Origin of the sequence: Faecalibacterium prausnitzii (genome assembly GCF_003324185.1) — a bacterium.
Taxonomy (GTDB): Bacteria; Bacillota; Clostridia; order Oscillospirales; family Ruminococcaceae; genus Faecalibacterium; species Faecalibacterium prausnitzii.
Map to the genome: position 1 here is coordinate 116,088 of NZ_PXUP01000008.1, position 20,680 is coordinate 136,767.

At 58.8% G+C, this 20,680-nt stretch carries 16 protein-coding genes and 1 riboswitch; of the genes, 9 read left to right on the forward strand and 7 right to left on the reverse strand.

The features are described 5' to 3' along the window. Positions 1–187 precede the first annotated feature (187 nt). Both C7J97_RS07190 and C7J97_RS07195 read left to right on the forward strand, forming a co-directional pair. A complete protein-coding gene (locus C7J97_RS07190) occupies positions 188–610 on the forward strand; it encodes a branched-chain amino acid transport system II carrier protein (RefSeq protein ID WP_242983460.1) in 423 nt (140 codons plus the stop codon). Positions 611–623: 13 nt separating this feature from the next. Continuing rightward, positions 624–1,034, forward strand: a complete 411-nt coding sequence (locus C7J97_RS07195; RefSeq protein ID WP_113992430.1) for a peptide deformylase — start codon at positions 624–626, stop codon at positions 1,032–1,034. Between the two features lie 78 nt (positions 1,035–1,112). Here C7J97_RS07195 and C7J97_RS07200 read toward each other — a convergent pair whose 3' ends face one another. The 4 genes from C7J97_RS07200 to C7J97_RS07215 all read right to left on the reverse strand — a co-directional run bounded on the left by C7J97_RS07200 (position 1,113) and on the right by C7J97_RS07215 (position 5,581). Further along, positions 1,113–1,979, reverse strand: coding sequence for a carbohydrate ABC transporter permease (locus C7J97_RS07200; protein WP_097778848.1), 867 nt, complete (start codon positions 1,977–1,979; stop codon positions 1,113–1,115). Between the two features lie 2 nt (positions 1,980–1,981). Beyond that, positions 1,982–2,959, reverse strand: coding sequence for a carbohydrate ABC transporter permease (locus C7J97_RS07205; RefSeq protein WP_005920401.1), 978 nt, complete (start codon positions 2,957–2,959; stop codon positions 1,982–1,984). A 97-nt stretch (positions 2,960–3,056) separates the two neighbouring features. Further along, a complete protein-coding gene (locus C7J97_RS07210) occupies positions 3,057–4,496 on the reverse strand; it encodes a twin-arginine translocation signal domain-containing protein (RefSeq protein ID WP_113992431.1) in 1,440 nt (479 codons plus the stop codon). A gap of 77 nt (positions 4,497–4,573) precedes the next feature. After that, the gene (locus C7J97_RS07215; protein ID WP_113992432.1) at positions 4,574–5,581 is read right to left on the reverse strand and encodes a LacI family DNA-binding transcriptional regulator; all 1,008 of its coding nucleotides are present in this window, start codon (positions 5,579–5,581) and stop codon (positions 4,574–4,576) included. 528 nt (positions 5,582–6,109) lie between these two features. Here C7J97_RS07215 and C7J97_RS07220 point away from each other — a divergent pair. The 6 genes from C7J97_RS07220 (at position 6,110) to C7J97_RS07250 (ending at position 14,441) form a co-directional block, all read left to right on the forward strand. Further along, positions 6,110–8,545, forward strand: a complete 2,436-nt coding sequence (locus C7J97_RS07220; protein WP_097782466.1) for a glycoside hydrolase family 94 protein — start codon at positions 6,110–6,112, stop codon at positions 8,543–8,545. 132 nt (positions 8,546–8,677) lie between these two features. Then, positions 8,678–8,786, forward strand: a riboswitch (TPP riboswitch). A gap of 263 nt (positions 8,787–9,049) precedes the next feature. After that, entirely contained in the window at positions 9,050–9,565 is a 516-nt protein-coding gene (gene thiW, locus C7J97_RS07225) for an energy coupling factor transporter S component ThiW (RefSeq protein WP_113992433.1), read from the forward strand. Between the two features lie 15 nt (positions 9,566–9,580). Further along, positions 9,581–10,402: a hydroxyethylthiazole kinase gene (gene thiM, locus C7J97_RS07230; protein ID WP_113992434.1), complete on the forward strand. Its 822-nt coding sequence runs from the start codon at positions 9,581–9,583 to the stop codon at positions 10,400–10,402. Then, positions 10,389–11,027: a thiamine phosphate synthase gene (gene thiE, locus C7J97_RS07235; RefSeq protein WP_097778854.1), complete on the forward strand. Its 639-nt coding sequence runs from the start codon at positions 10,389–10,391 to the stop codon at positions 11,025–11,027. Before thiM ends, thiE begins: the two co-directional genes overlap by 14 nt. 458 nt (positions 11,028–11,485) lie before the next feature. Then, complete coding sequence (gene thiC, locus C7J97_RS07245; RefSeq protein ID WP_113992436.1) at positions 11,486–12,796, forward strand: phosphomethylpyrimidine synthase ThiC; 1,311 nt, start codon at positions 11,486–11,488, stop codon at positions 12,794–12,796. Between the two features lie 259 nt (positions 12,797–13,055). Further along, positions 13,056–14,441, forward strand: a complete 1,386-nt coding sequence (locus C7J97_RS07250) for an alanine/glycine:cation symporter family protein (protein WP_113992437.1) — start codon at positions 13,056–13,058, stop codon at positions 14,439–14,441. A gap of 66 nt (positions 14,442–14,507) precedes the next feature. Here the strand turns inward: C7J97_RS07250 and C7J97_RS07255 are convergent, their stop codons facing one another. Together C7J97_RS07255 and rlmB are read right to left on the reverse strand one after the other, a co-directional pair. Further along, the gene (locus C7J97_RS07255; protein ID WP_113992438.1) at positions 14,508–17,222 is read right to left on the reverse strand and encodes a cell envelope biogenesis protein OmpA; all 2,715 of its coding nucleotides are present in this window, start codon (positions 17,220–17,222) and stop codon (positions 14,508–14,510) included. 42 nt (positions 17,223–17,264) lie between these two features. Continuing rightward, a complete protein-coding gene (gene rlmB / locus C7J97_RS07260) occupies positions 17,265–18,158 on the reverse strand; it encodes a 23S rRNA (guanosine(2251)-2'-O)-methyltransferase RlmB (protein WP_005920430.1) in 894 nt (297 codons plus the stop codon). Positions 18,159–18,861: 703 nt separating this feature from the next. Here rlmB and fba point away from each other — a divergent pair. Next, positions 18,862–19,725, forward strand: a complete 864-nt coding sequence (gene fba / locus C7J97_RS07265) for a class II fructose-1,6-bisphosphate aldolase (protein ID WP_005920439.1) — start codon at positions 18,862–18,864, stop codon at positions 19,723–19,725. Positions 19,726–19,812: 87 nt separating this feature from the next. Here the strand turns inward: fba and C7J97_RS07270 are convergent, their stop codons facing one another. Further along, positions 19,813–20,544, reverse strand: coding sequence for a DUF1287 domain-containing protein (locus C7J97_RS07270; protein ID WP_242983461.1), 732 nt, complete (start codon positions 20,542–20,544; stop codon positions 19,813–19,815). Between the last annotated feature and the right edge of the window lie 136 nt (positions 20,545–20,680).

Here is a 20,680-nt window from a genome sequence, read left to right on the forward strand (position 1 = left end):
AAGGGGAATGACCTGTGCACCACCTGCGGCGGGTCGGCTTTCAATGTATATACTTTTATTCAACCGTCGTACGCTTGACATGAATTTGTATCCAGTGTAAACTGGATACAGTATACGGTGCAACTTTGGCACCGGCGCAGGAAAGAGGGGACAGTTTTGGCGCAAGCGCTCAAGGGCCGCTATCTTCATGCTGGCCTGCTTCAACACCTGTGTAGGGCTGATTGCCTGTGTGGGAGAGTATTTCCACACCCTGCTGCCCCGCATCCCCTACCCTGTTCTTGCCGCCTTTTTTGCCTCTGCCAGTATGCTGATCGCCAATCTGGGGCTGGCAGATATCCTACGGTTATCCGTCCCGGTGCTCAACGCCCTGTACCCGGTAGCCATTGTGCTGATTACGCTTTCCTTCGTGCCCGGGCTGGAGCAGCGCCGCCGGGTCTACCCGCTGTGCATCGGCTGCACCGCCGTGCAGAGCATTGCCGCCGCGCTGCCGCTTGGCCCGCTTTCTGCCCTTGCCAACGCCCTGCCGCTGGCGGCACTGGGCTTTGGCTGGGTGCTCCCGGCGGTCGTCGGGCTGCTGGCAGGCATCTTTTTAAGCTGCACTGAAGAATAAAGGAGATATTACTATGATCCAGCCTATCATGCACGACCCGTTGTTTCTGGCGCAGAAGTCCGCCCCTGCCACCCCGGAGGACGCCCCTGTTGCCCGGGACTTACTGGAGACCCTGACCGCACACGCCGACGGCTGTGTAGGCATGGCTGCCAACATGATCGGCGTGCTCAAGCGCATCATCGCAGTGGAGGCCGAGGACGGGTATCTGGTGCTGTTCAACCCGGTCATCCTGAAAAAATCCGGCCAGTACGAAGCCGAGGAGGGCTGTCTTTCGCTGGAAGGCATGCGGAAAACAAAGCGCTACCAGAGCATCAAGGTGCAGTATCAGACCATGGACGGCCAACCGCGCATCAAGACCTTTACCGGCTGGACGGCGCAGATCATCCAGCACGAGATCGACCATTGCGATGGGATCTTGATTTAAGTTTTTTTACCACGCACAAAGCCCCCGAGGGTGTGACCCCCGGGGGCTTTGCTATACTGTAACAGAGATGTCGGAATTTTAGCCTTTAACACCGCCCAGAGCAACGCCGCGGACGATGAACTTGGACAGCAGCAGGTAGACGACGATGACCGGCAGAATGGCGATGGCCACCATCATGTACACCTTGCCCATATCGAACTTCAGGAAGTCCGCGCTGCGCAGCTGAGCGATCAGGATCGGCAGGGTCTTTTTGTCGGCGGTGTCCAGCACCAGAGCCGGAATGAAGTAGTTGTTCCAGCTGGCCACGAAGGAGAAGATGGCCTGCACAGCCAGAGCCGGCTTCATGATGGGCAGCACGATCTTATTAAAGGTATAGAACTCGCCTGCACCGTCAATTCGGGCGGCCTCCACGATCTCCATGGGAAGGGAGGCGTCCAGATACTGCTTCATGAAGAAGAACACAGTGGGTGCCGCAATGCTGGGAACGATCAGCGGGATGAAGCTGTTTTTCAGCCCCATCTTGGAGATCAACTGCAGAAAGCCCAGTGCGGACACCTGTGTGGGCATGGTCATGATGAGCAGGATCAGGGCAAAGGCAGCCTTTTTGAATTTGAAGTTATAGGCGTAGATGCCGTAGGCCGTCAGAGCCGAGAAGTAAACGCTGAGCGCTGCCGAGCAGGCAGACACCAGCAGGCTGTTACGGATGCCGCTCACCACAGGGATGTTGGCGTCCGTAAGCACATTGCGGAAGTTTGTGATGATGGACTTGCCCGGCATCAGCGAGAAGCCCTTCTGGATCTCGAAGTGGGTGCGGGTGGAGTTGATGATCAGCACATAGAAGAAGAACAGGCACAGAAAGCTGATCAGCACCAGCACCAGATAGCACCACGCACGGCGGGCGGTCAAGATCGCCTTTTCGGACTGGTTTTTAGGCGTATGTGCCATACTTATTTCCCTCCTTTGGCAGCAGCCTTTTTGGCTGCCTTCAGTTCCTTGCGCTGAGCCTTGGTCAGGCCGTCATCTTCCTTGGTCAGCGAGAAGTACACGACGACGCACAGCACTGCACACACAAGGAACAGCACCACAGATACTGCACCGGCCATGCCGTAGTTCTTGCTGAACAGGTGGTTATTCAGGTACATGATCATGGTGGTGGAGGTACGGTCGGGGCCGCCCTTGCCGTTGGTCAAAATCTGCGGCACATCGAACATCTGCAAGCCGCCGATCATGGAGGTGATCATTACATAGACCAGAATGGGGCGGATCAGGGGCAGGGTGATCTTCCAGAACATCTGGTTCGGGGTGCAGCCGTCCAGCTCTGCGGCCTCGTACAGGGTGGGGTCCACGCCCATAATGGCTGCCATCAGCATGATGGTGGTGTTGCCGAACCACATCAGGAAGTTCATCAGGCCCACAAGGCCACGGTTGCCCCACACAGTATTCAGGAAGCTGATGGGGGTCTTGATCCAGCCCATGCTCAGCAGCACTGCGTTCACCGGGCCGTTATCCGAGAACAGGGCGAAGAACAGCATTGCGAAGGCCGAGGCCATGATCAGGTTGGGCATGTAGATGACCGTCTTGAAGAAGGTCTGTCCCTTCAGCTTCAGTCGCAGGTCGGTGAACCATGCCGCCAGCAGCAGCGAGACGATGATCTGCGGGACGAAACCGATGATCCAGAGGATCAGCGTGTTGCTGAAATACTTGGGCAGATCGGTCGCGAACAGGGTGATGTAGTTTTTCAGACCCACAAAGTTGGGTCCGATGATCTTCAGACCGCTGCGGTAATACTCAAAAAAGCTGTAATAGATGGTGGATGCCAGAGGGATCAGCTGGAATACCGCGAAGATGATAAAGAACGGTGCAATGAAGATATAGCCCCATTTCGCGTAGCTGATCGACCCTTTCTTCTTTGTTTTTTCTCCCATGAGATCTCCCTCCTGCCGGGTCACAGCAAAACCAAAGGGGCGGGCGAGATACGCCGCCCGCCCCTTTGCTTCAATTTTCAGTTCGGAGTAAAACCGCTTATGCGGGCCATACCACGTCGGTCAGCTCGGGGTACTTCTCCTTGATGGCGGTCTCGAAGTTTGCCTTGGCGGCATCCTCCTCCACGTTGCCGGTGAAGTAATCCTTGAAAGCGTTCTGGAAGCTCTCGTTCAGGCCCTGATCGTACGGGCCGGCGTTGGACATATCGATCTTGGTTGCAGCTTCTGCAAACAGAGCGATGTGGTTCTGGCCGCCGAGGAAGTCGGACTTGTAATCGCTGTTGGCGATCTCGTTCATGGCCTTCTCGTTGTTGGTGTAATCCTGCGTATCCATGGTGATCTGCTTCATGATGGCTTCATCGCAGGTCAGCTTCAGCATAACGTCCTTGATGGTTTCAAGGTTGTCGCTGCCGGCTGCGCCGCAGATCCAGGTGCCGCCCCAGTAGTAGGGCTGAGGGCCTTCGCACACAGCGTAGTCGCCGTAGATGCCGTTGCCAACCTCTTCCTTGCCGCCCTCAGCGGTAGGAGTTGCCAGAGAGTTGCCCAGCAGGGTGAAGTTGATGCCCCAAGTGGAGTAGAAGAAGCCGAACACCTTACCGGTGGGGCCCTGATCGGAAGCCCACTGGCTGTCCCACAGGCTGGACTTGTTGTTGTAGCCCTTGTCGGTGTACTCCTTGGTCTGGTCCACCCACTTCATCAGGTTCTCGTCCACGGTAACGGTGGTGCCGGTGACCCAAGGTGCGGAGACGTTGTTGGAGAAGGTGCGGTATGCATCGTCAAAGCCGGACAGCATCTTGTAGCCCTTGGCAGCAGCCTTGGCAGCTACATCGTTGAACTTATCCCAGTCGGACAGGTAGGTCTGCACTTCGGCGGGGTCATCGGTGCCCAGCACCTCCTTGGCAATGCTGCGGCGGTATGCGAACAGACCCGGGGTAGCCTGCCAGGTGGTGCCGCGCTGGCTGCCGTCCACAGAAACGATATCCTTGGTGTACTGGTACTGGCCGGCCAGATCGGAATCGGTCAGGCCGATATCCTTCTTGACATCCAGAACGTAGTCGGAATCCACATACTTCAGAGCGTAGTCAGCCTCGATCAGGAAAATGTCGATCTTGTCGTCATCGGCAGCGGAATCCTGATTCAGCAGAGCCTCGTCCAGCTTGTTCTGGTAGTTGTTGTTCTCGTTGGCGTTGATGGTCCACTTCACGGTGGTGCCGTCCTTCAGGGTGGTGGTGGACTTGTCGGCTGCGATCTCCTTGACCTCGGGATAGTAGTCGTTGAAGCGGCTCTGGAACTCATCATTCCAGCACCAAATGTTCAGCACCTTGCCCTCGGCGGAAGCGGGAGCGGCTGCAGAGGATGCAGGAGCAGCAGAAGAAGCAGCAGTGCTGCTGGAAGAACTGCCGCCGCAGGCTGCCAGAGCAGCACCAACAGTCACGACACCGGAAGCGAGCAGGAAATTACGACGAGAGATCTTTTTCATAAGGGTAAACCTCCTTCATGGTTTTCCATTAAAAAATTCATTCTCAAAAACTCCGCGCCGGGAGTTATGGGTCTTTGTTAAAGGATACGGACGGAGCCGCCGTCCAGCAGTTTGCCGGACACCCGGATCTGCTCCGGCAGGGTCACACGCGGATGCTCGATCAGTTCGATCAGCTTATCCGCTGCCAGCCTGCCAAGGGATTTGGTGTTCTGCTGGTAGGTCACCAGCGAGGGTTTGACCACCCGGGAGAGATAGATGCCATCGTACCCCATCACCGAGATATCCTCCGGGATGCTCAGGCCTGCCTCGCTCAGGGCGTTGTAGCCGCCCAGTGCGGAAAAGTCATCCGGGAAGATGATGCAGGTGGGCCGCTGCGGCAGTGCCAGCAGCGCCCGGGTCTCCTCTGCGCAGCGGTCCACATCGTGGTACACACCGCAGCGGACGTACTCCTCCGGCACCTTCAGCCCCAGCTCCTCGCAGGCTTGATAGAAGCCTGCCAAGCGGTTCTCGGTAACGGCGGTCTTTTCGCCGTGGATGAAGGCGATGCGCCGGTGTCCGCAGGCCCATGCCTGCTGTACCAGAGCCTTTGTGCCCACCACGTTGTCTGAAAGGATCGCCATCCGGTTGTTGAACACATGGTCGATGGTCACCACCGGCACATCGCCGTTGACCAGTTCCACCACCTGCGGATCGTAAAAGTTCACACAGGCGATCACCACGCCGTCCACACCCCGGTAGTGGCAATGTTCCAGATAGCTCATGGACTTGCCGCTGATGTTGTGGTTGATGAAGGTGATATCGTAGCCGCGCTTTTCCGCTTCTACCTTGAAGCTGTCCAGCACTGCGGAGAAGTACTCGTGGGTCAGGCCGCTCTGTTTTTCATCTACGAACAGAACGCCAAGATTGTAAGTGCGGTTGGTTTTCAGCGCCCGGGCCGCTGCGTTGGGCAGGTACCCCATGCGGCGGGCCGCTGCACGGATGCGCTCCCGCGTGGCCGGTGCGATATCCGGCTGGTCGTTTAAAGCCTTGCTGACGGTTGCGACGGATACGCCGCATTCTTTCGCCAGATCCTTCAGGGACGGCATCTTTTAGCCTCCTTCCGAGGATAGGAGCAGCGGGATGTTTCTCGCGAGTTCCTTAATCGTTTTCGCAACCTCAATATATCGCATTCTGTACCAAAAATCAAGCGGAAACGCAAAAGTTTTAGCTCAGCTGCATCACTTTTGGCATTTTGTTCCAATACGGCCTGTAAGAATTGTGCATCTCGATTCACTTTCGTTACATTTCGATTAAAACGAAAAAATTTTCGTTGCAGTTTCGTTATGGTTTTCGGTGCCGGAGGCCGTATGTATATATTACTTTTAAAATGGGGTTTCGGGTCTTTCGTTCGCCCTTTCGCCGGTGTACGCCGTGCCGAAAGTCCCAGAAAACTGCCGGGGCTTCGCAGATTATTTTAAAATTTCCGTTGAGATTTTTGCAAAAAGCTCTTGCATTTTTCGGTGGGATACGGTATGCTTAGCGTGATGAGATTGCTTCTTTCGCAGTGTCTTAATCGTTTTCGTTCATCGACACACTGCCCGCCCGACAAGGCGCAGTTTTAAGGAGGAAGCATTATGAAGTTCGGATATTTTGATGACCAGAATAAGGAATACGTCATCACCACCCCGCAGACGCCCCTGCCCTGGATCAACTACCTTGGCAGTGAGGACTTCTTCAGTCTGGTCTCCAACACAGCGGGCGGTTACAGCTTTTACCGGGACGCCCGGATGCGCCGCCTGACCCGCTACCGCTACAACAATTCCCCGCTGGACATGGACGGCCACCGGATCTACATCAAGGATGGCGAAACCGTATGGAATCCGGGCTGGCAGCCCACCAAGACCCCGCTGGACAGTTACAGCTGCCGCCACGGTCTGGGCTACACCATTCTGGAGGGCAAAAAGGACGGTGTGACCGCCCGGCAGGAGCTGTTCGTCCCCAAGGGGGATGCCTGTGAGCTGGACCGGGTGACAGTGTGCAACGGCAGCACCGTTGTCAAGGAGCTGGATCTGTTCAGCTATGTGGAGTTCTGCCTGTGGGATGCCGTGGACGACGGCTCCAACTTCCAGCGCAACTACTCCACCGGTGAGGTAGAGGTAGAGGGCAGCGTCATCTACCACAAGACCGAGTACCGCGAGCGCCGCAACCACTACGCCGTGTTCTGGGCAAACTGCCCGGTAGACAGCTTTGACACCACCCGGGATGCCTTCTGCGGCGTGTACGGCGGTCCGGCAGACCCGCAGGCCGTCCGCGCCGGGCACTGCTCCGGCAGCATTGCCCACGGCTGGGCACCGGTGGGTGCGTTGCACATCCACCTGACCCTCGCCCCCGGCGAGAGCCACAGCATCCTGTTCGGTCTGGGCTACATCGAGAACCCGCAGCAGGAGAAGTTCATTGCCCCGGGCGTCATCAACAAGACCCGCGCCCACGCCATGATGGAGCGCTACGCCACCGATGCACAGGTCGATGCCGCCCGCGCCGCCCTGCGCACCCACTGGGAGCAGCTGCTGTCCACCTACCATCTGGAATCAGGCGAGGAAAAGCTGAACCGCATGGTCAATATCTGGCACCAGTACCAGTGCATGGTCACCTTTAACATGAGCCGCTCTGCCAGCTACTACGAAAGCGGCACCGGACGCGGCATGGGCTTCCGGGACAGCTGTCAGGATCTGCTGGGCTTTGTGCACATCATCCCCTCCCGCGCCCGGGAGCGCATTCTGGATATTGCCGCCACCCAGTTTGAGGATGGCAGCGCCTACCACCAGTACCAGCCCCTGACCAAAAAGGGCAACCGGGATATCGGCACCGGTTTCAACGATGACCCGCTGTGGCTCATTGCCGGTACCGCCGCCTACCTGCGGGAGACCGGCGACTGGTCTATTCTGGAAGAACAGGTACCCTTTGATAACGACGCCACCAAGGCGCAGACTCTGATGGAGCACCTGCGCCGCAGCTTCAACTTTACCTGCACCCATCTGGGTCCCCACGGTCTGCCGCTCATCGGCCGCGCCGACTGGAATGACTGCCTGAACCTGAACTGCTTCTCCGAGCACCCGGGTGAGAGCTTCCAGATCACCGGCCCCAGCGAGGGTCCTGTGGCCGAAAGCGTTTTCATTGCCGGTATGTTCGTCAAGTACGGCCACGAATACGCCCAGCTGTGCGACCATCTGAATCTGACCGAGGAGGCCGCTGCCGCCCGCAAGCACATTGATGCCGTGGAGCAGGCCACCCTGACCGCCGGTTGGGACGGCGCTTGGTTCCGCCGTGCCTACGATGCTTTCGGCAAGCCCATCGGCAGCAAGGAGTGCACTGAGGGTCAGATCTTTATTGAGCCGCAGGGTATGTGTGTCATGGCCGGCATCGGCAAGGAGAGCGGACAGGCCGCGCAGGCGCTTGCCAGCGTGGAGGAGCGGCTGGACACCAAATACGGCGTGGTGCTGCTGCAGCCCGCCTACACCAGCTATCAGCTGAATCTGGGCGAGATCTCCAGCTATCCTCCGGGATACAAGGAGAACGCCGGTATCTTCTGCCACAACAACCCGTGGATCAGCTGCGCCGAAGCAACGCTCGGACACGGCGACCGCGCCTTTGCGGTGTACCGCAAGACCTGCCCCGCCTATATCGAGGACATTTCCGAGATCCACCGCACCGAGCCCTACGTTTACAGCCAAATGGTAGCCGGTAAGGACGCCCCCACCTTTGGTGAAGCCAAAAACAGCTGGCTGACCGGCACAGCGGCATGGACCTTCTTCAACATCAGCCAGTACATTCTGGGCATCCAGCCCACCTTGGATGGCCTGAAGGTAGACCCCTGCATTCCTCACACTCTGTCCGGCTTTACCGTGACCCGCCGCTTCCGCGGTGCGGTGTACCACATTACAGTGGATAACGCCGCCGGGGTACAGCACGGCATCAAGGCCGTTACCGTGGACGGCAAGGCCATCTCCGGCAACGTTCTGCCGCTGGCTGCCGCCGGGACTGAGGTAACGGTGCAGGTGACCATGGGTTAACCCGACTTTTTCTGCTTTTTCATATTATTCTCCTTTCTGTGACCAAAGCCGCCGCGCAGACCCCTGCACGGCGGCTTTGGTTTCTATCTCCCCTCTTGCATTTTTGGGGAAAGAGGTGTAGAATACAGTCACAATCAAACACAGGGGAGCTCGTGCAGCGGGCTGAGAGGAAGTATAGCAAGCTTCGACCCTTTTACCTGATGCGGATAATGCCGCCGTAGGAAGTCATACCCTTTATGATTTTTTGCAGGAGGAGCCGCGCCGGGCTCCTCCTGTTTTTTTGTACCTCTGCGGAGGTTCCGCAGCCGGCTGAGGGGGAGCGCCCTGAGCCTTGGATGAATGCAGCGATGGGAAGCCGTGTTCCGGCGTGAGAGGAAGCCAGTAAGCTTCGACCGCACCTTCCGTACCTGTTCCCGCCTTGTTGCGGGCACGGGCTGTTTTGTTGCGGGAGCGCCGGTGTTCGTCCTGCGCTGCCGCAGATGGTTGAAAAGGAGCTAATTTATCATGAAGAATCTCTCTGTCAAAAAGCTTGCCCTCGCCGGTATGTTCTGTGCCCTGTGCGTAGTGGGCAGCGTGTTCAGCTTTCCCATGTTCGGCAGCAAGTGCGCCCCGGTGCAGCACATGGTCAACGTGCTGTGCGCTGTTCTGCTGGGGCCCTGGTGGGGCGTGGGCGTAGCCTTTGTGGCTTCCCTGCTGCGCAACCTGCTGGGTCTGGGCAGCCTGATGGCCTTCCCGGGCAGTATGTTCGGCGCGCTGCTGTGCGGCCTTGCATACCACAAGACCAAAAACCTGCTCGCCACCGTGGTGGGTGAGGTGTTCGGCACCAGCATTCTGGGCGGCCTGTGCGCATGGCCCGTGGCCATCTTCCTGATGGGCAAGAGTGCTGCGGATATCGCTTTCTACGCCTATATTGTGCCCTTCCTCATCTCCACCGCCGTGGGTGCGGTGATCGCCGGTGCTGTGGTGTTCAGCCTGCAGCGCTCCGGCGCTCTGCGCTCCATGCAGAACAGCCTTTCCTGAGCGGAGGTGCCGGGAATGCTCAAGACCGCCTTTGAGAACCTGCGCAGCCGCAGCCCTCTGATCCACAACATCACCAACTATGTCACCGTGAACGACTGCGCCAACATGGTGCTGGCCTGCGGTGCATCCCCCATCATGGCCGATGATGCCGCCGAGGTGGAGGAGATCACCGCCATCTGCGGCGGGCTGAACATTAACATCGGCACACTGAACAGCCGCACCGTCACCAGTATGCTGCTGGCGGGCAAAAAGGCCAATCAGCTGGGTCACCCTGTGGTGCTGGACCCGGTGGGTGCCGGCGCTTCCCATCTGCGCACCGACACCGCCTTCCGCCTGCTGCGGGAGGTGCAGTTCACGGTGATCCGTGGCAACATCTCGGAGATCAAGACCCTTGCCTCCGGTGCAGGCACCACCAAAGGCGTGGATGCAGACGTGGCCGACAAGGTGACTGAGGAGAATCTGGACAACGCTGTGGCCTTTGCAAAGGCTTTTGCCGCCCGCACCGGTGCGGTGGTAGCCATTACCGGTGCTATTGACATCGTGGCCGATGCACAAAAAGCCTACTGCATCCGCAACGGCAACCCCATGATGAGCAGCATCACCGGCACGGGCTGTCAGCTTTCTGCCCTGACGGCGGCTTTTGTCACCGCCAACCCCGGCCACCCGCTGGAAGCTGCCGCTGCGGCGGTATGCGCCATGGGTCTGGCGGGTGAAGTTGCCCACCAGCGGCTCACCCCGCAGGATGGCAACGCCACCTACCGCAATTACATCATTGATGCCATTTACAACATGACCCCCGAACAGCTGGAGAAAGGCGCAAACTATGAAGTGCGATAAACACACCATGCTCCTGTACGCGGTGACCGACCGTGCATGGGTGGGCGAGCAGACGTTGTATCAGCAGGTGGAAAGTGCCCTGAAGGGCGGTGCCACCTGCGTGCAGCTGCGGGAAAAGCAGCTGGGCGATGCCGATTTTTTACAGGAGGCCATTCAGATCCACGCCCTGTGCCAGCAGTACGGTGTGCCGCTGTTCATCAACGATAACGTGGAAGTGGCACTGCAGTGCCACGCCGAGGGCATCCATGTGGGGCAGGACGATATGGCCGCCGCACAGGTGCGCCAGCGCGTGGGCGAGGGCGTGATGATCGGCGTATCCGCCCACACGGTACAGGAAGCGCTGGACGCTGTGGCGCACGGCGCGGATTATCTGGGCGTAGGCGCGGTATTTGCCACCCACACCAAGACGGACGTGAGCGAGATGCCCCGGCAGACCCTGCTGGACATCTGCAACGCTGTGGACGTGCCGGTGGTTGCCATTGGCGGCATCCACAAGGAGAACATTCTGCAACTCAAGGGCACCGGCGTGGACGGTGTGGCGTTGGTAAGCGCCATCTTTGCCGCAAAGGACATCGAGGCCGAGTGCCGCGAACTGCGCGCCCTTTCGGAGCAGATCATAAAGTAAGCTATCATCCCGCGGCAAACCGGGGGCACCACCTTGGGCCGCGTTACAAAATTCATGGAGAAAACCAACATGAAAAGCGTATTTTGCGCAGGTGCCGGCATCCAGAGCGTACTGTTTTTTCTGAATGACGGCTACCTGTCTGCCACCCTTGCCTGCGGGTCGGGAGTTTCTCCGAGGACCGTCCGCTGGGGTGGGACCCTGCTGCCGCAGGCAGTAGGGCGGGCGATGGAATGGCCTGCAACAGCAACGACCGCCGCCAGTGGCGGAAACAGGAAGTTGCTGTTGGGGCAGCGGCCAGCAGGATGCGAGTGCTGCTCAATGCACGAAGCATCCGCTGGGTGCCGCAACCCGTACTCGTGTCCGAGGAGAAAGCTCCCGGCACACAGGCTTCCCCGCATCAATGCATGACCAGCACCCTGCTGTTCAGAGATAAACTGTCATTTGGAGGAACATAGCGTATGCAGACTTATACCACCCAGATGGATGCCGCCCGCAAGGGCATCGTTACCCCGGAGATGGAGATCGTAGCCAAAAAGGAATACCGCACCACCGAGGAGATCCGCCAGTGGGTCGCTGAGGGCAAGGTAGCCATTCCCGCCAACAAGCACCACAAGTGCTTGAACCCCGAGGGTGTGGGCTCCATGCTGCGCACCAAGATCAACGTGAACCTTGGCGTCTCCCGCGATTGCAAGGACTACAACATCGAGATGCAGAAGGTGATGAGCGCCGTGAACATGGGCGCAGAAGCCATTATGGATCTGTCCAGCCACGGCAACACCCAGCCCTTCCGCCAGAAACTGACCCACGAGTGCCCGGTGATGATCGGCACTGTGCCGGTGTATGATTCGGTCATCCACTACCAGCGGGATCTGGCAGAACTGACCGCACAGGACTTCATCGATGTGGTACGCCTGCACGCAGAGGACGGCGTGGACTTTGTCACCCTGCACTGCGGCATCACCCGCAAGACCATCGAGCAGATCCGCAAGCACAAGCGCAAGATGAACATCGTGAGCCGCGGCGGCTCTCTGGTGTTTGCGTGGATGAGCATGACCGGCAACGAGAACCCCTTCTACGAGCACTTTGACGAGATCTGCGAGATCTGCGCCGAGCACGATGTGACCATCTCTCTGGGCGATGCCTGCCGTCCCGGCTGTCTGGCTGACGCCACCGACGTGTGCCAGATTGAAGAACTGGTGCGTCTGGGCGAGCTGACCAAGCGCGCATGGGCACACAACGTGCAGGTGATGGTGGAAGGCCCCGGCCATGTGCCCCTGAATCAGGTCGCTGCCAACATGGAGGTGCAGAAGAGCATCTGCATGGGCGCCCCCTTCTATGTGCTGGGACCTCTGGTCACCGATATCGCCCCCGGCTACGACCACATCACCGCTGCCATTGGCGGCGCAGTGGCAGCCGCCAGCGGTGCAGCCTTCCTGTGCTATGTGACCCCCGCCGAGCATCTGGCTCTGCCCAACGTAGATGACGTAAAGCAGGGCATCGTGGCCTCCAAGATCGCCGCTCACGCCGCCGACATCGCCAAGGGCATCCCCCACGCCCGGGACATTGACGACAAGATGGGCGATGCCCGCCGCGTACTGGACTGGGATGCACAGTTCGCCTGCGCGCTGGACCCCGAGACCGCCAAGGCCATCCGCGACGCCCGCCTGCCCGAGGACGACCACAGCGACACCTGCAGCATGTGCGGCAAGTTCTGCGCCGTGCGCAGCATGAACAAGGCGCTGGCCGGTGAATACATCGATATCCTGTAAGCTTTCCCCGCGCTGAAAGGCGCTTCTTCCTCCGGGACTGCTGCACAAACCGTGCGGCAGTCCTTTTTTTGTGGGACGATTTAAAATGCCCTCCGCTGCCGAGCTGCGGCACATTCAGTGGAATTATTATTTTGCATTTGCTGCACTGCGTTCAGTTTGGTGAATCCACACTATCAATATTTTAGATTTTACAATTCTTCTGTGCTGTACTATAATGAAGTAACAACTTTATTTTTCAAAAGTACAGGAGGCTGTTTTCTTGATAATTGATCTGATCGAAGCGTTTTACCGCCTGCTGTGGGGTGATTTATTCACCCTGCCGGTGGCGGGCGGCATTGGCATCTCCTTTATGGTGGTGCTGCTGTTTGCAGCCGGTATCGGCTTTACCCTGCGCACAAGGCTACTGCCGGTACGGCTATTCCGGGATATGATCGGCGCAGTGTGCGAAAAAAAGCAGGCTGCGGGCGGGCTTTCCTCCTTCCAGACGCTGGTCATCTCCACCGCTACCCGGGTGGGCATGGGCAACCTTGTAGGCGTGGTGGCCGCTGTTTCGGCGGGCGGTGCGGGCGCGGTGTTCTGGATGTGGGTCACTGCGCTGCTGGGTGCTTCCACCTCCTTTGTGGAGTCCACTCTGGCGCAGAAATACCGCGTGCCGGACCCGCTGTACGGTGGCTGGCGCGGCGGCCCGGCCTACTACCTGCATGTGCTGGCCGAGCGCAAACGGGGCAAAAAGCTCAAGCGCTCTGTGTGTGCAGCGCTGTTTGCAGTGTCCGGTCTAATCTGCTGGTGCGGTATCAGCCAAGTCATCTCCAACTCAGTCAGTTCTGCCTTTGAAAACGCCTTTCACGTCCCGCCATTGGCCACCACCGTGGTGCTTACCCTGCTGGCAGCGCTGATCGTGCTGCGCAAGAATGCCACCGTAAAAAGCCTTGACTTCATCGTGCCGGTCATGGCGGTGTGCTACTTTGTCATCACGGTGGGCATCGTGGTGCTGAATTTCCGGCAGCTGCCCGCCGTGCTGGCACGCATCTTTGCCGAGGCCTTCGGCCTGCGTCAGGTGGCCGCAGGCGGCTTTGGCGCGGTGCTGATGAACGGTGTCAAGCGCGGGCTGTTCTCCAACGAGGCGGGCAGCGGCTCGGCCCCCTGCGCCGCTGCCGCTGCGGAGTGCGACGACCCGGTAAAGATGGGTCTTGTACAGGCGCTGGGCGTATTGATCGATACCGTGGTCATCTGCAGCTGCACTGCTTTTCTGATGCTGCTGGTGCCGCAGGAGATCACCGCCGGGCTGACCGGCATGAACCTTTTACAGACCGCCATGCAGTACCATCTGGGCAGCTTTGGCATCGTGTTCATTGCGGTGATCTTAGCACTGTTCAGCTTTTCCACCTTTTTGGGGGTGCTGTACTACGCCCGGGGCAATGTGGCCTACCTGTGCGGCGACAACTGGTGGAGCCAGACCGCCTACAAGCTGCTGGCGCTGGCCATGCTGCTGGTGGGCGGCACACAGGCCTACACCGTGGTGTGGGATCTGGGCGACGTTGGCATCGGGCTGATGACCATCTTCAATATGCTGGCGCTCGTTCCCCTTTCCGGCGAGGCGCTGACCGCCCTGAACGACTACGAAAAGCGCAAGAAAATAAAATAAGATCAAAAAAACGGGCTGCTGCACAAAGTTCTGTGCAACAGCCCGTTTTGTAATATGCGAAAGCTTTCAGTTATGCTGCTTCAGGGCGCAGACGGCGATGCTCAGGGCGCTCCATGCGGCCTGATACATCAGCACCGTGGCAATGGAAAGCTGCCAGATGCTGCCCGCGTAGGTCAGCAGCACCGCAATGAACACCGAGAAGCACACCGACACCAGCTGCACCGTAGTAGCGCTGGTCTCGGCATTCTGTGCCTGATCTGCAGCCTGCAAGCCGCCGGTCAGGCTGGCAAAGCCCCGGTGGTGGTACAGGCAGCAGTCGGGCTTTTCCGGGGCAGCATCGGCGGCTTCAATGGCCTGACACTGGTCGCCGTCCAGCACGGTGACCATGCCCTCCGGCAGATGATAAGCCTCGGTGATGTGCCGTGCCGTCAGGCTGGGATCCTTGCTGGTGACCAGCAGACGGATGTTTTCCCTTTGCAGGGAGGCAAGGCTGCGTGCCACATTGCGGCCGCCCACATAGCGCAGCACGAACATGGCGTGCAGGTTGCCGGACACTGCCAGATACAAAATTTGCAGCTCACCGTTTTTGGAGTGGCCGTCCTCGTAATCCTGCTCCGGCAGGGTCACGCCCTCCTGCTCCATGTAGCGGCGGGTGCCGATGAGGATGCGGTTATTGTCGCACCATGCCGAGAAGCCCAGCCCGGTGTGCTGCTCCAGATCCTTGACCGGGAACAGGATATCGATGCGGTCCTCGATGATCTGGCTGAACAGCCCGCGCAGGGTGTCGCAGCTTTCGTTCAGCACACTGGCCGCATACAGGATAGCGCGGTCGATGCGGCCGCCCTTGAAGATGCGGATATCCTCCAGCGTTACGCTGTCGGCGGTAAACAGGTCGTCGGCGTCCAGCTCAATGGTGTCGATGCCGCCCAGCTCCTCAATGGCCGCCCAGCCGGGCACCACAGCGCCCACAGCGGCAGCCGCTCTTTGCAGCCGCAGCGCCGCCAGACCGGGCACCAGCACCGAGGAAAGGGGTGCGCCCATGCACAGCACGGCAGCCGCCGCAGCCACGGCGCAGTTGATCCCGCCGCCGAACAGCAGGAAGGCTACGCAGCTGAGCACTGCTGCCGCCAGCAGGATACAGGCCACCTTCCGGGCGCGGCGCTCGCTGGCGCGCTCGCTGAGGCTCTGCTCCACAAAGTCATTGCTGGCGGTCTGTACCGGGCGGCTCAGCAGCACCCACGGGTCCTTCTGCTCCAGATCCCGGGCGAGGGCGCGGATCAGGTCTTTATCGCGGGTGCGGTAAGCGCCCCGCAGTTCGCCGCCCTCTGCTGCCAGCGCATAGCCGCCCTGCACGGCAGCCAGCATCACCCGGCTGCCCACCAGCGCCAGAAACAGCCCCAGCGCAGCCATACCGGTCAGCAGACCGATGCCCTCGGTGCTACGGTAGGCGTTGGCATTCAGCATGGCCACCACCGCCTGCAGCAGGGCCGCCACAGCGGCCAGCGCGGGCATGGTGTCTGCACTGGGACGGCCGCGCAGACCGGTCAGACCGTCCCGCAGCACCGGGTAGCCCACAAACAGGCTGGCGGCAAACAGCAGCAGATTTGCGGCATAGAACGCCGCCGGGGCTGCGTCCGGGTCCAGCACCGAAAGCGGCGGCAGCAGACGCTCTGCCGTCAGCCCAAGGTGCAGCAGCACTACGGCCAGAATGCCCGCCAACACACACCGCAGGGTCAGTTCTGCAGCCATGTGGTGCAGCTTGTCGGCGGTGGATTCCGGCACAGTTTCCTCGGCAGGGGCAGCCGCTTGCGCTTCCGGTGCGGTCTCCGGCTGTGCCGGGGTCGCGGCAGCTGCCGGTGCGGATACAGAGGCGGCAGTCTCCGCTGCGGGGGTGCCGTCCTGCTCCAGCGGGAGCAGGGGCAGGCTCATAGTATCCTCTTTTTCCGGCTTGCGGGCAGCGGGCTTTTCGTCCTCTGCCGTGCCGAACATCTGGAAAATAGACTTTTTCTCCGGCTTTTTTGGCAGCGTTTCCGGGTCTGCCGGCGCGCTGGCAAACACCACCGGCGGCAACTCCTCGGCGGCGTTCTGTGCAGCCTTTGCCGGGGCTTTCTCCGGCTCTGCCGCAGGCTGTGCAGGCGCGGGCTGCACCTTGGGCTGCGGCGCTGCCTGTACGGGTTTTGCGGGCTGCGGGGCAGGCTTTGCCTTGCCGCTCATGCCGTTGAGCATATCCTTCAGCTGCTGCATCTCCCGCTGCTCCAGTTCCTCCTGCGGCAGCAGCGTCTCCGGGGCGTTCTTCGCCTTAGGCTGCTTTTTGGGGGCCGCAGCAGGCTGCGGCTCCGGCTGGGGTGCAGGCTTTTCCGGCTGCGGCTTCATGGCAGCAGCCGCCTTGGGTACAGACACCGGCTCTGCAGGGACGGCCTTGGCAGGCTCTGGGCTGGCGGGCTGCATCGGCATTGCCGGAACAGGGTCTGCGGTACGCAGTTCCAGCGCCATGTCCTCCTGCTCCGGCTGTACCGGCTTTGCATCTGCCCCCAGCAGGATCTCACCGGTGGGGATCTCCAGCACCGGCTGTGCGGGGGCGGGAGCCTGTTCTTTATCGTGGCTGAACAGCTTGCCCAGCAACCCGGCCTTGGGCTTTCCCTCCACCGGGGCAGGCACGTCCCGGCGGGTCATCTCCTCGGGCAGATCGATCACACTAGTGCTGAAAAAGTTGCGGAACCGCTCTTCTGCCGAGAGCTCCCCCGCCTGCTTGCCCTTGCGTTCATTTGTATTGTTCGGCATCCTTGTCCCTCCCACTGTTCTGGATGGAGTTTACCGCTTGTTTTATTCTTCTACGGCGCGCTGCGACTGGATCTCGTACAGGATGATGCCAGCTGCCACCGAAACGTTATAGCTGTCCACGCCGGTGCCGGGGGCAGCCATGTCCAGCCGCACCACGCCGTCACACAGCTTCTTGACCAGCTGGGATACCCCGCTGCCCTCGCTGCCCAGTACCAGTGCGATGGGGCCGGTCAGGTTATTCTTGCGCAGGGACACACCGTCCATGTCGGCGCAGTAGACAAACACGCCCTGCTCCTTCAGACGGCGGATGGTCTCACCGATGTTAGCCACCCGCGCCACCGGCAGGCGCTCGGCAGCGCCTGCGCTGGACTTGATGACGGTAGGGGTGACGGATGCGCCGCCCCTCTTGGGAATGACGATGCCGTGGGCACCGCACAGCAGTGCGCTGCGCATGACTGCGCCCAGATTGTGGGGGTCCTCAATGCCATCGCTCAGCACCAGAAAGGGCGGCTCGCCCTTGGCCTTGGCTGCGGCCAACAGATCCTCCACGGTCGCGTACTCGATCTCGCTGGCAAAGGCCGCCACGCCCTGATGGCTCTCGGTGCCGGTCATCAGGCGCAGCTTGTTAGGGTGCACCCGCTTGACCGTTGCACCGGCCTCCTTGGCCAGTGCCGTATAGTATGCCGCCACTGCCGGGGCCATCCCCTCGGCAATGAGCACGGTGTCCACACCGGAGCCGCTCTTGAGCAGCTCGGTCACCGGGTTTTTGCCGTAGATCAGGCTCTCACTTTTCTGCTGCGGCTGCTCTGCATCGCGGCGCGGACGGCGCGGCTGGTTACGTTCTTCCATCTTTTTATGCTCCTTCCGTTCCGGGCGGGCTGCGCCGCACCGGAACGTTTTATTTTGTTTATGATAATCCAAGATAAAGTATACCATATCTCGCCCGGCTTCGCCACAAATTGCTGGGATTTTATTTTCTGACGCCTAAAATTTTTTCAGTAAAACGCAGCTTCCCCGCCGGACAGGGCAGCTGTAAAAATGTTTTGCCCGCTGCCCGGGCAGCACGGCGCATTTCCGCTGTTTTGCCAAAGCAAAAAGTTTTCCACAAAATGTGTCTATACATTCCGTAAACAGCCTATGATTTTTCCACAAGTTGAAAACTCAGTGGAAAGTGTGTAAAAGTCCAGCCGCAGCGCCTGTTTTTCGGGTGGAATTAAACAATTTCCACTGGGTTTTCAACAGCAGGTTCCCCCATATCCTGGCAAAAGCCTTACAATTTGTAAAATTCAAGTTGGAATTATGACAATTTTTTGAACCGGAAATTGTCCGCTTTTGCAATTTCCTCCAACATCATTTTGACGAATGTTAAAATATGTTGAAAACCCGCGCCGCTTCCGCGCAAGGCAGATGTTGCATTGTATATGGATTTTTGTCGCCAAGCGCAGAGTATTTCTGCCGCAGCCGCATCAGCCGCTTTGTGCCGTGCCCGTTCCGCAGCAGCTCTGCGCAAGAAAAAGCGCCTGTCCGGATTGATTTTAGGCGCAGTTTGGGGTATACTAACCATGTGGGCTCGTTAAACCATGCACAATGCGGTGTGTGGCAGAGCCGGAACCCCGATAATTTTTGGAGGTAATGAATAATGTTGGTAAATGCAACCGAAATGCTGCTCAAGGCACGCGATGGCCACTACGGTGTGCCGCAGTTCAACATCAATAATCTGGAGTGGACCAAGGCAGTCCTGACCGCCTGCGAGGAAATGAAGAGCCCCGTCATTCTGGGCGTTTCCGAGGGTGCTGGTAAGTACATGACCGGTTTCAAGACCGTTGCCGCCATGGTCAGCGCCATGGTCGATTCCATGGGCATCACTGTTCCCGTTGCTCTGCATCTGGATCACGGCACCTACGAGGGCTGCAAGGCCTGCGTTGAGGCCGGCTTCTCCTCCATCATGTTCGATGGCAGCCACTACTCCATCGAGGAGAACGTGGAAAAGACCAAGGAGCTGGTTGCTCTGGCACACGCTCATGGTATGAGCATCGAGGCCGAGGTCGGCTCCATCGGCGGCGTTGAGGACGGCGTTGTAGGCGCTGGCGAGATTGCTGATCCCGAAGAGTGTGCAAAGATCACCGCTCTGGGCATCGACTTCCTGGCTGCCGGCATCGGCAACATTCACGGCGTCTACCCGGCAAACTGGAAGGGTCTGGACTTCGAGGCTCTGGACCGCATCCACAAGGCCACCAACAACATTCCTCTGGTTCTGCACGGCGGCACCGGCATCCCCGATGAGATGATCGCAAAGGCCATCAGCCTGGGCGTTTCCAAGATCAACATCAACACCGAGTGCCAGCTGGTGTTTGCTGAAGCCACCCGTAAGTACATCGAAGAAGGCAAGGATCAGCAGGGCAAGGGCTTCGACCCCCGCAAGCTGCTGGCTCCCGGCGCAAAGGCCATCGAGGCTAAGTGCAAGGAGAAGATCGAGCTGTTCGGCTGCGCAGGCAAGGGCTAAGCTGAGGCTTGTATCGTAACCGGTACACCACCCAATAAAGTATGCGGCCCCGCCGCACTGTTATGCACAGTGCAGCGGGGCCGCTTTTTATTTTGAAATTCGATAATGCCCCACGATGTCGGTTCGTTTTTCCAGAATGTCCTGTTCGTAAGCTGTCTGCCATGGGTCATTGTGGTGAATGATATAAGGCACTCCGTTTTTATTTCGCCGGTCGGACACGATGCCGATATGTCTTTCAAAGATCACAATATCGCCGCCCTGCCATTCCTCTATTTCTGAGACATCTGTGGTCAGGGCAGCTGCTGTGTGTGCAAAAAACACCTTCAGGTTTCGTACCCGTCGGAAATCAATGTTTGCATCCGGTTCTTCCACCATATAATCCTGTGGCTGCTCCCGGATATCTGCGTCCACAAGCTCTTGTAGATCATATCCCGCATTCTTCAACGCATATGCAACTACATCGGTGCAAACGCCATAACCATCGTCAGGATAACCGGTCTCATAATAGCGGCTTTTGTATTTTGGATGTGTGCTCACATAGGCCAGTGCGCCGTTCAGAATATCCAACTGATCGTCTACGCCGTCATCATCCCGATCTACGCTGCTATGAAACTGCGATATCCTGCCCCGATAATCGTCATCCGGCCGGATTGCCGTGGTGCGCTGATAATGTGTCTGCATATAAAATACGATGCTGCAGAACAGTAAAAGCGCCAGTACCGCTATATAACGCTTTGCTGTATCCTTGCGGGTTCTGTCCGAACGCATATTCTCACCCTTTCCTGCTTTGAGGATACCAGCTTTTTCCCTGTTCTGCAACCCCTTAGCATATAGCGCAACAAAAAAGCCCTGAGACTTTCATCTCAGAGCTCTTTGTTAAGTCGGCGACTACCTATTTTCACAAGCCGTTTCCAGCTAACTATCTTCGGCACAAGTAAGCTTAACTTCTGTGTTC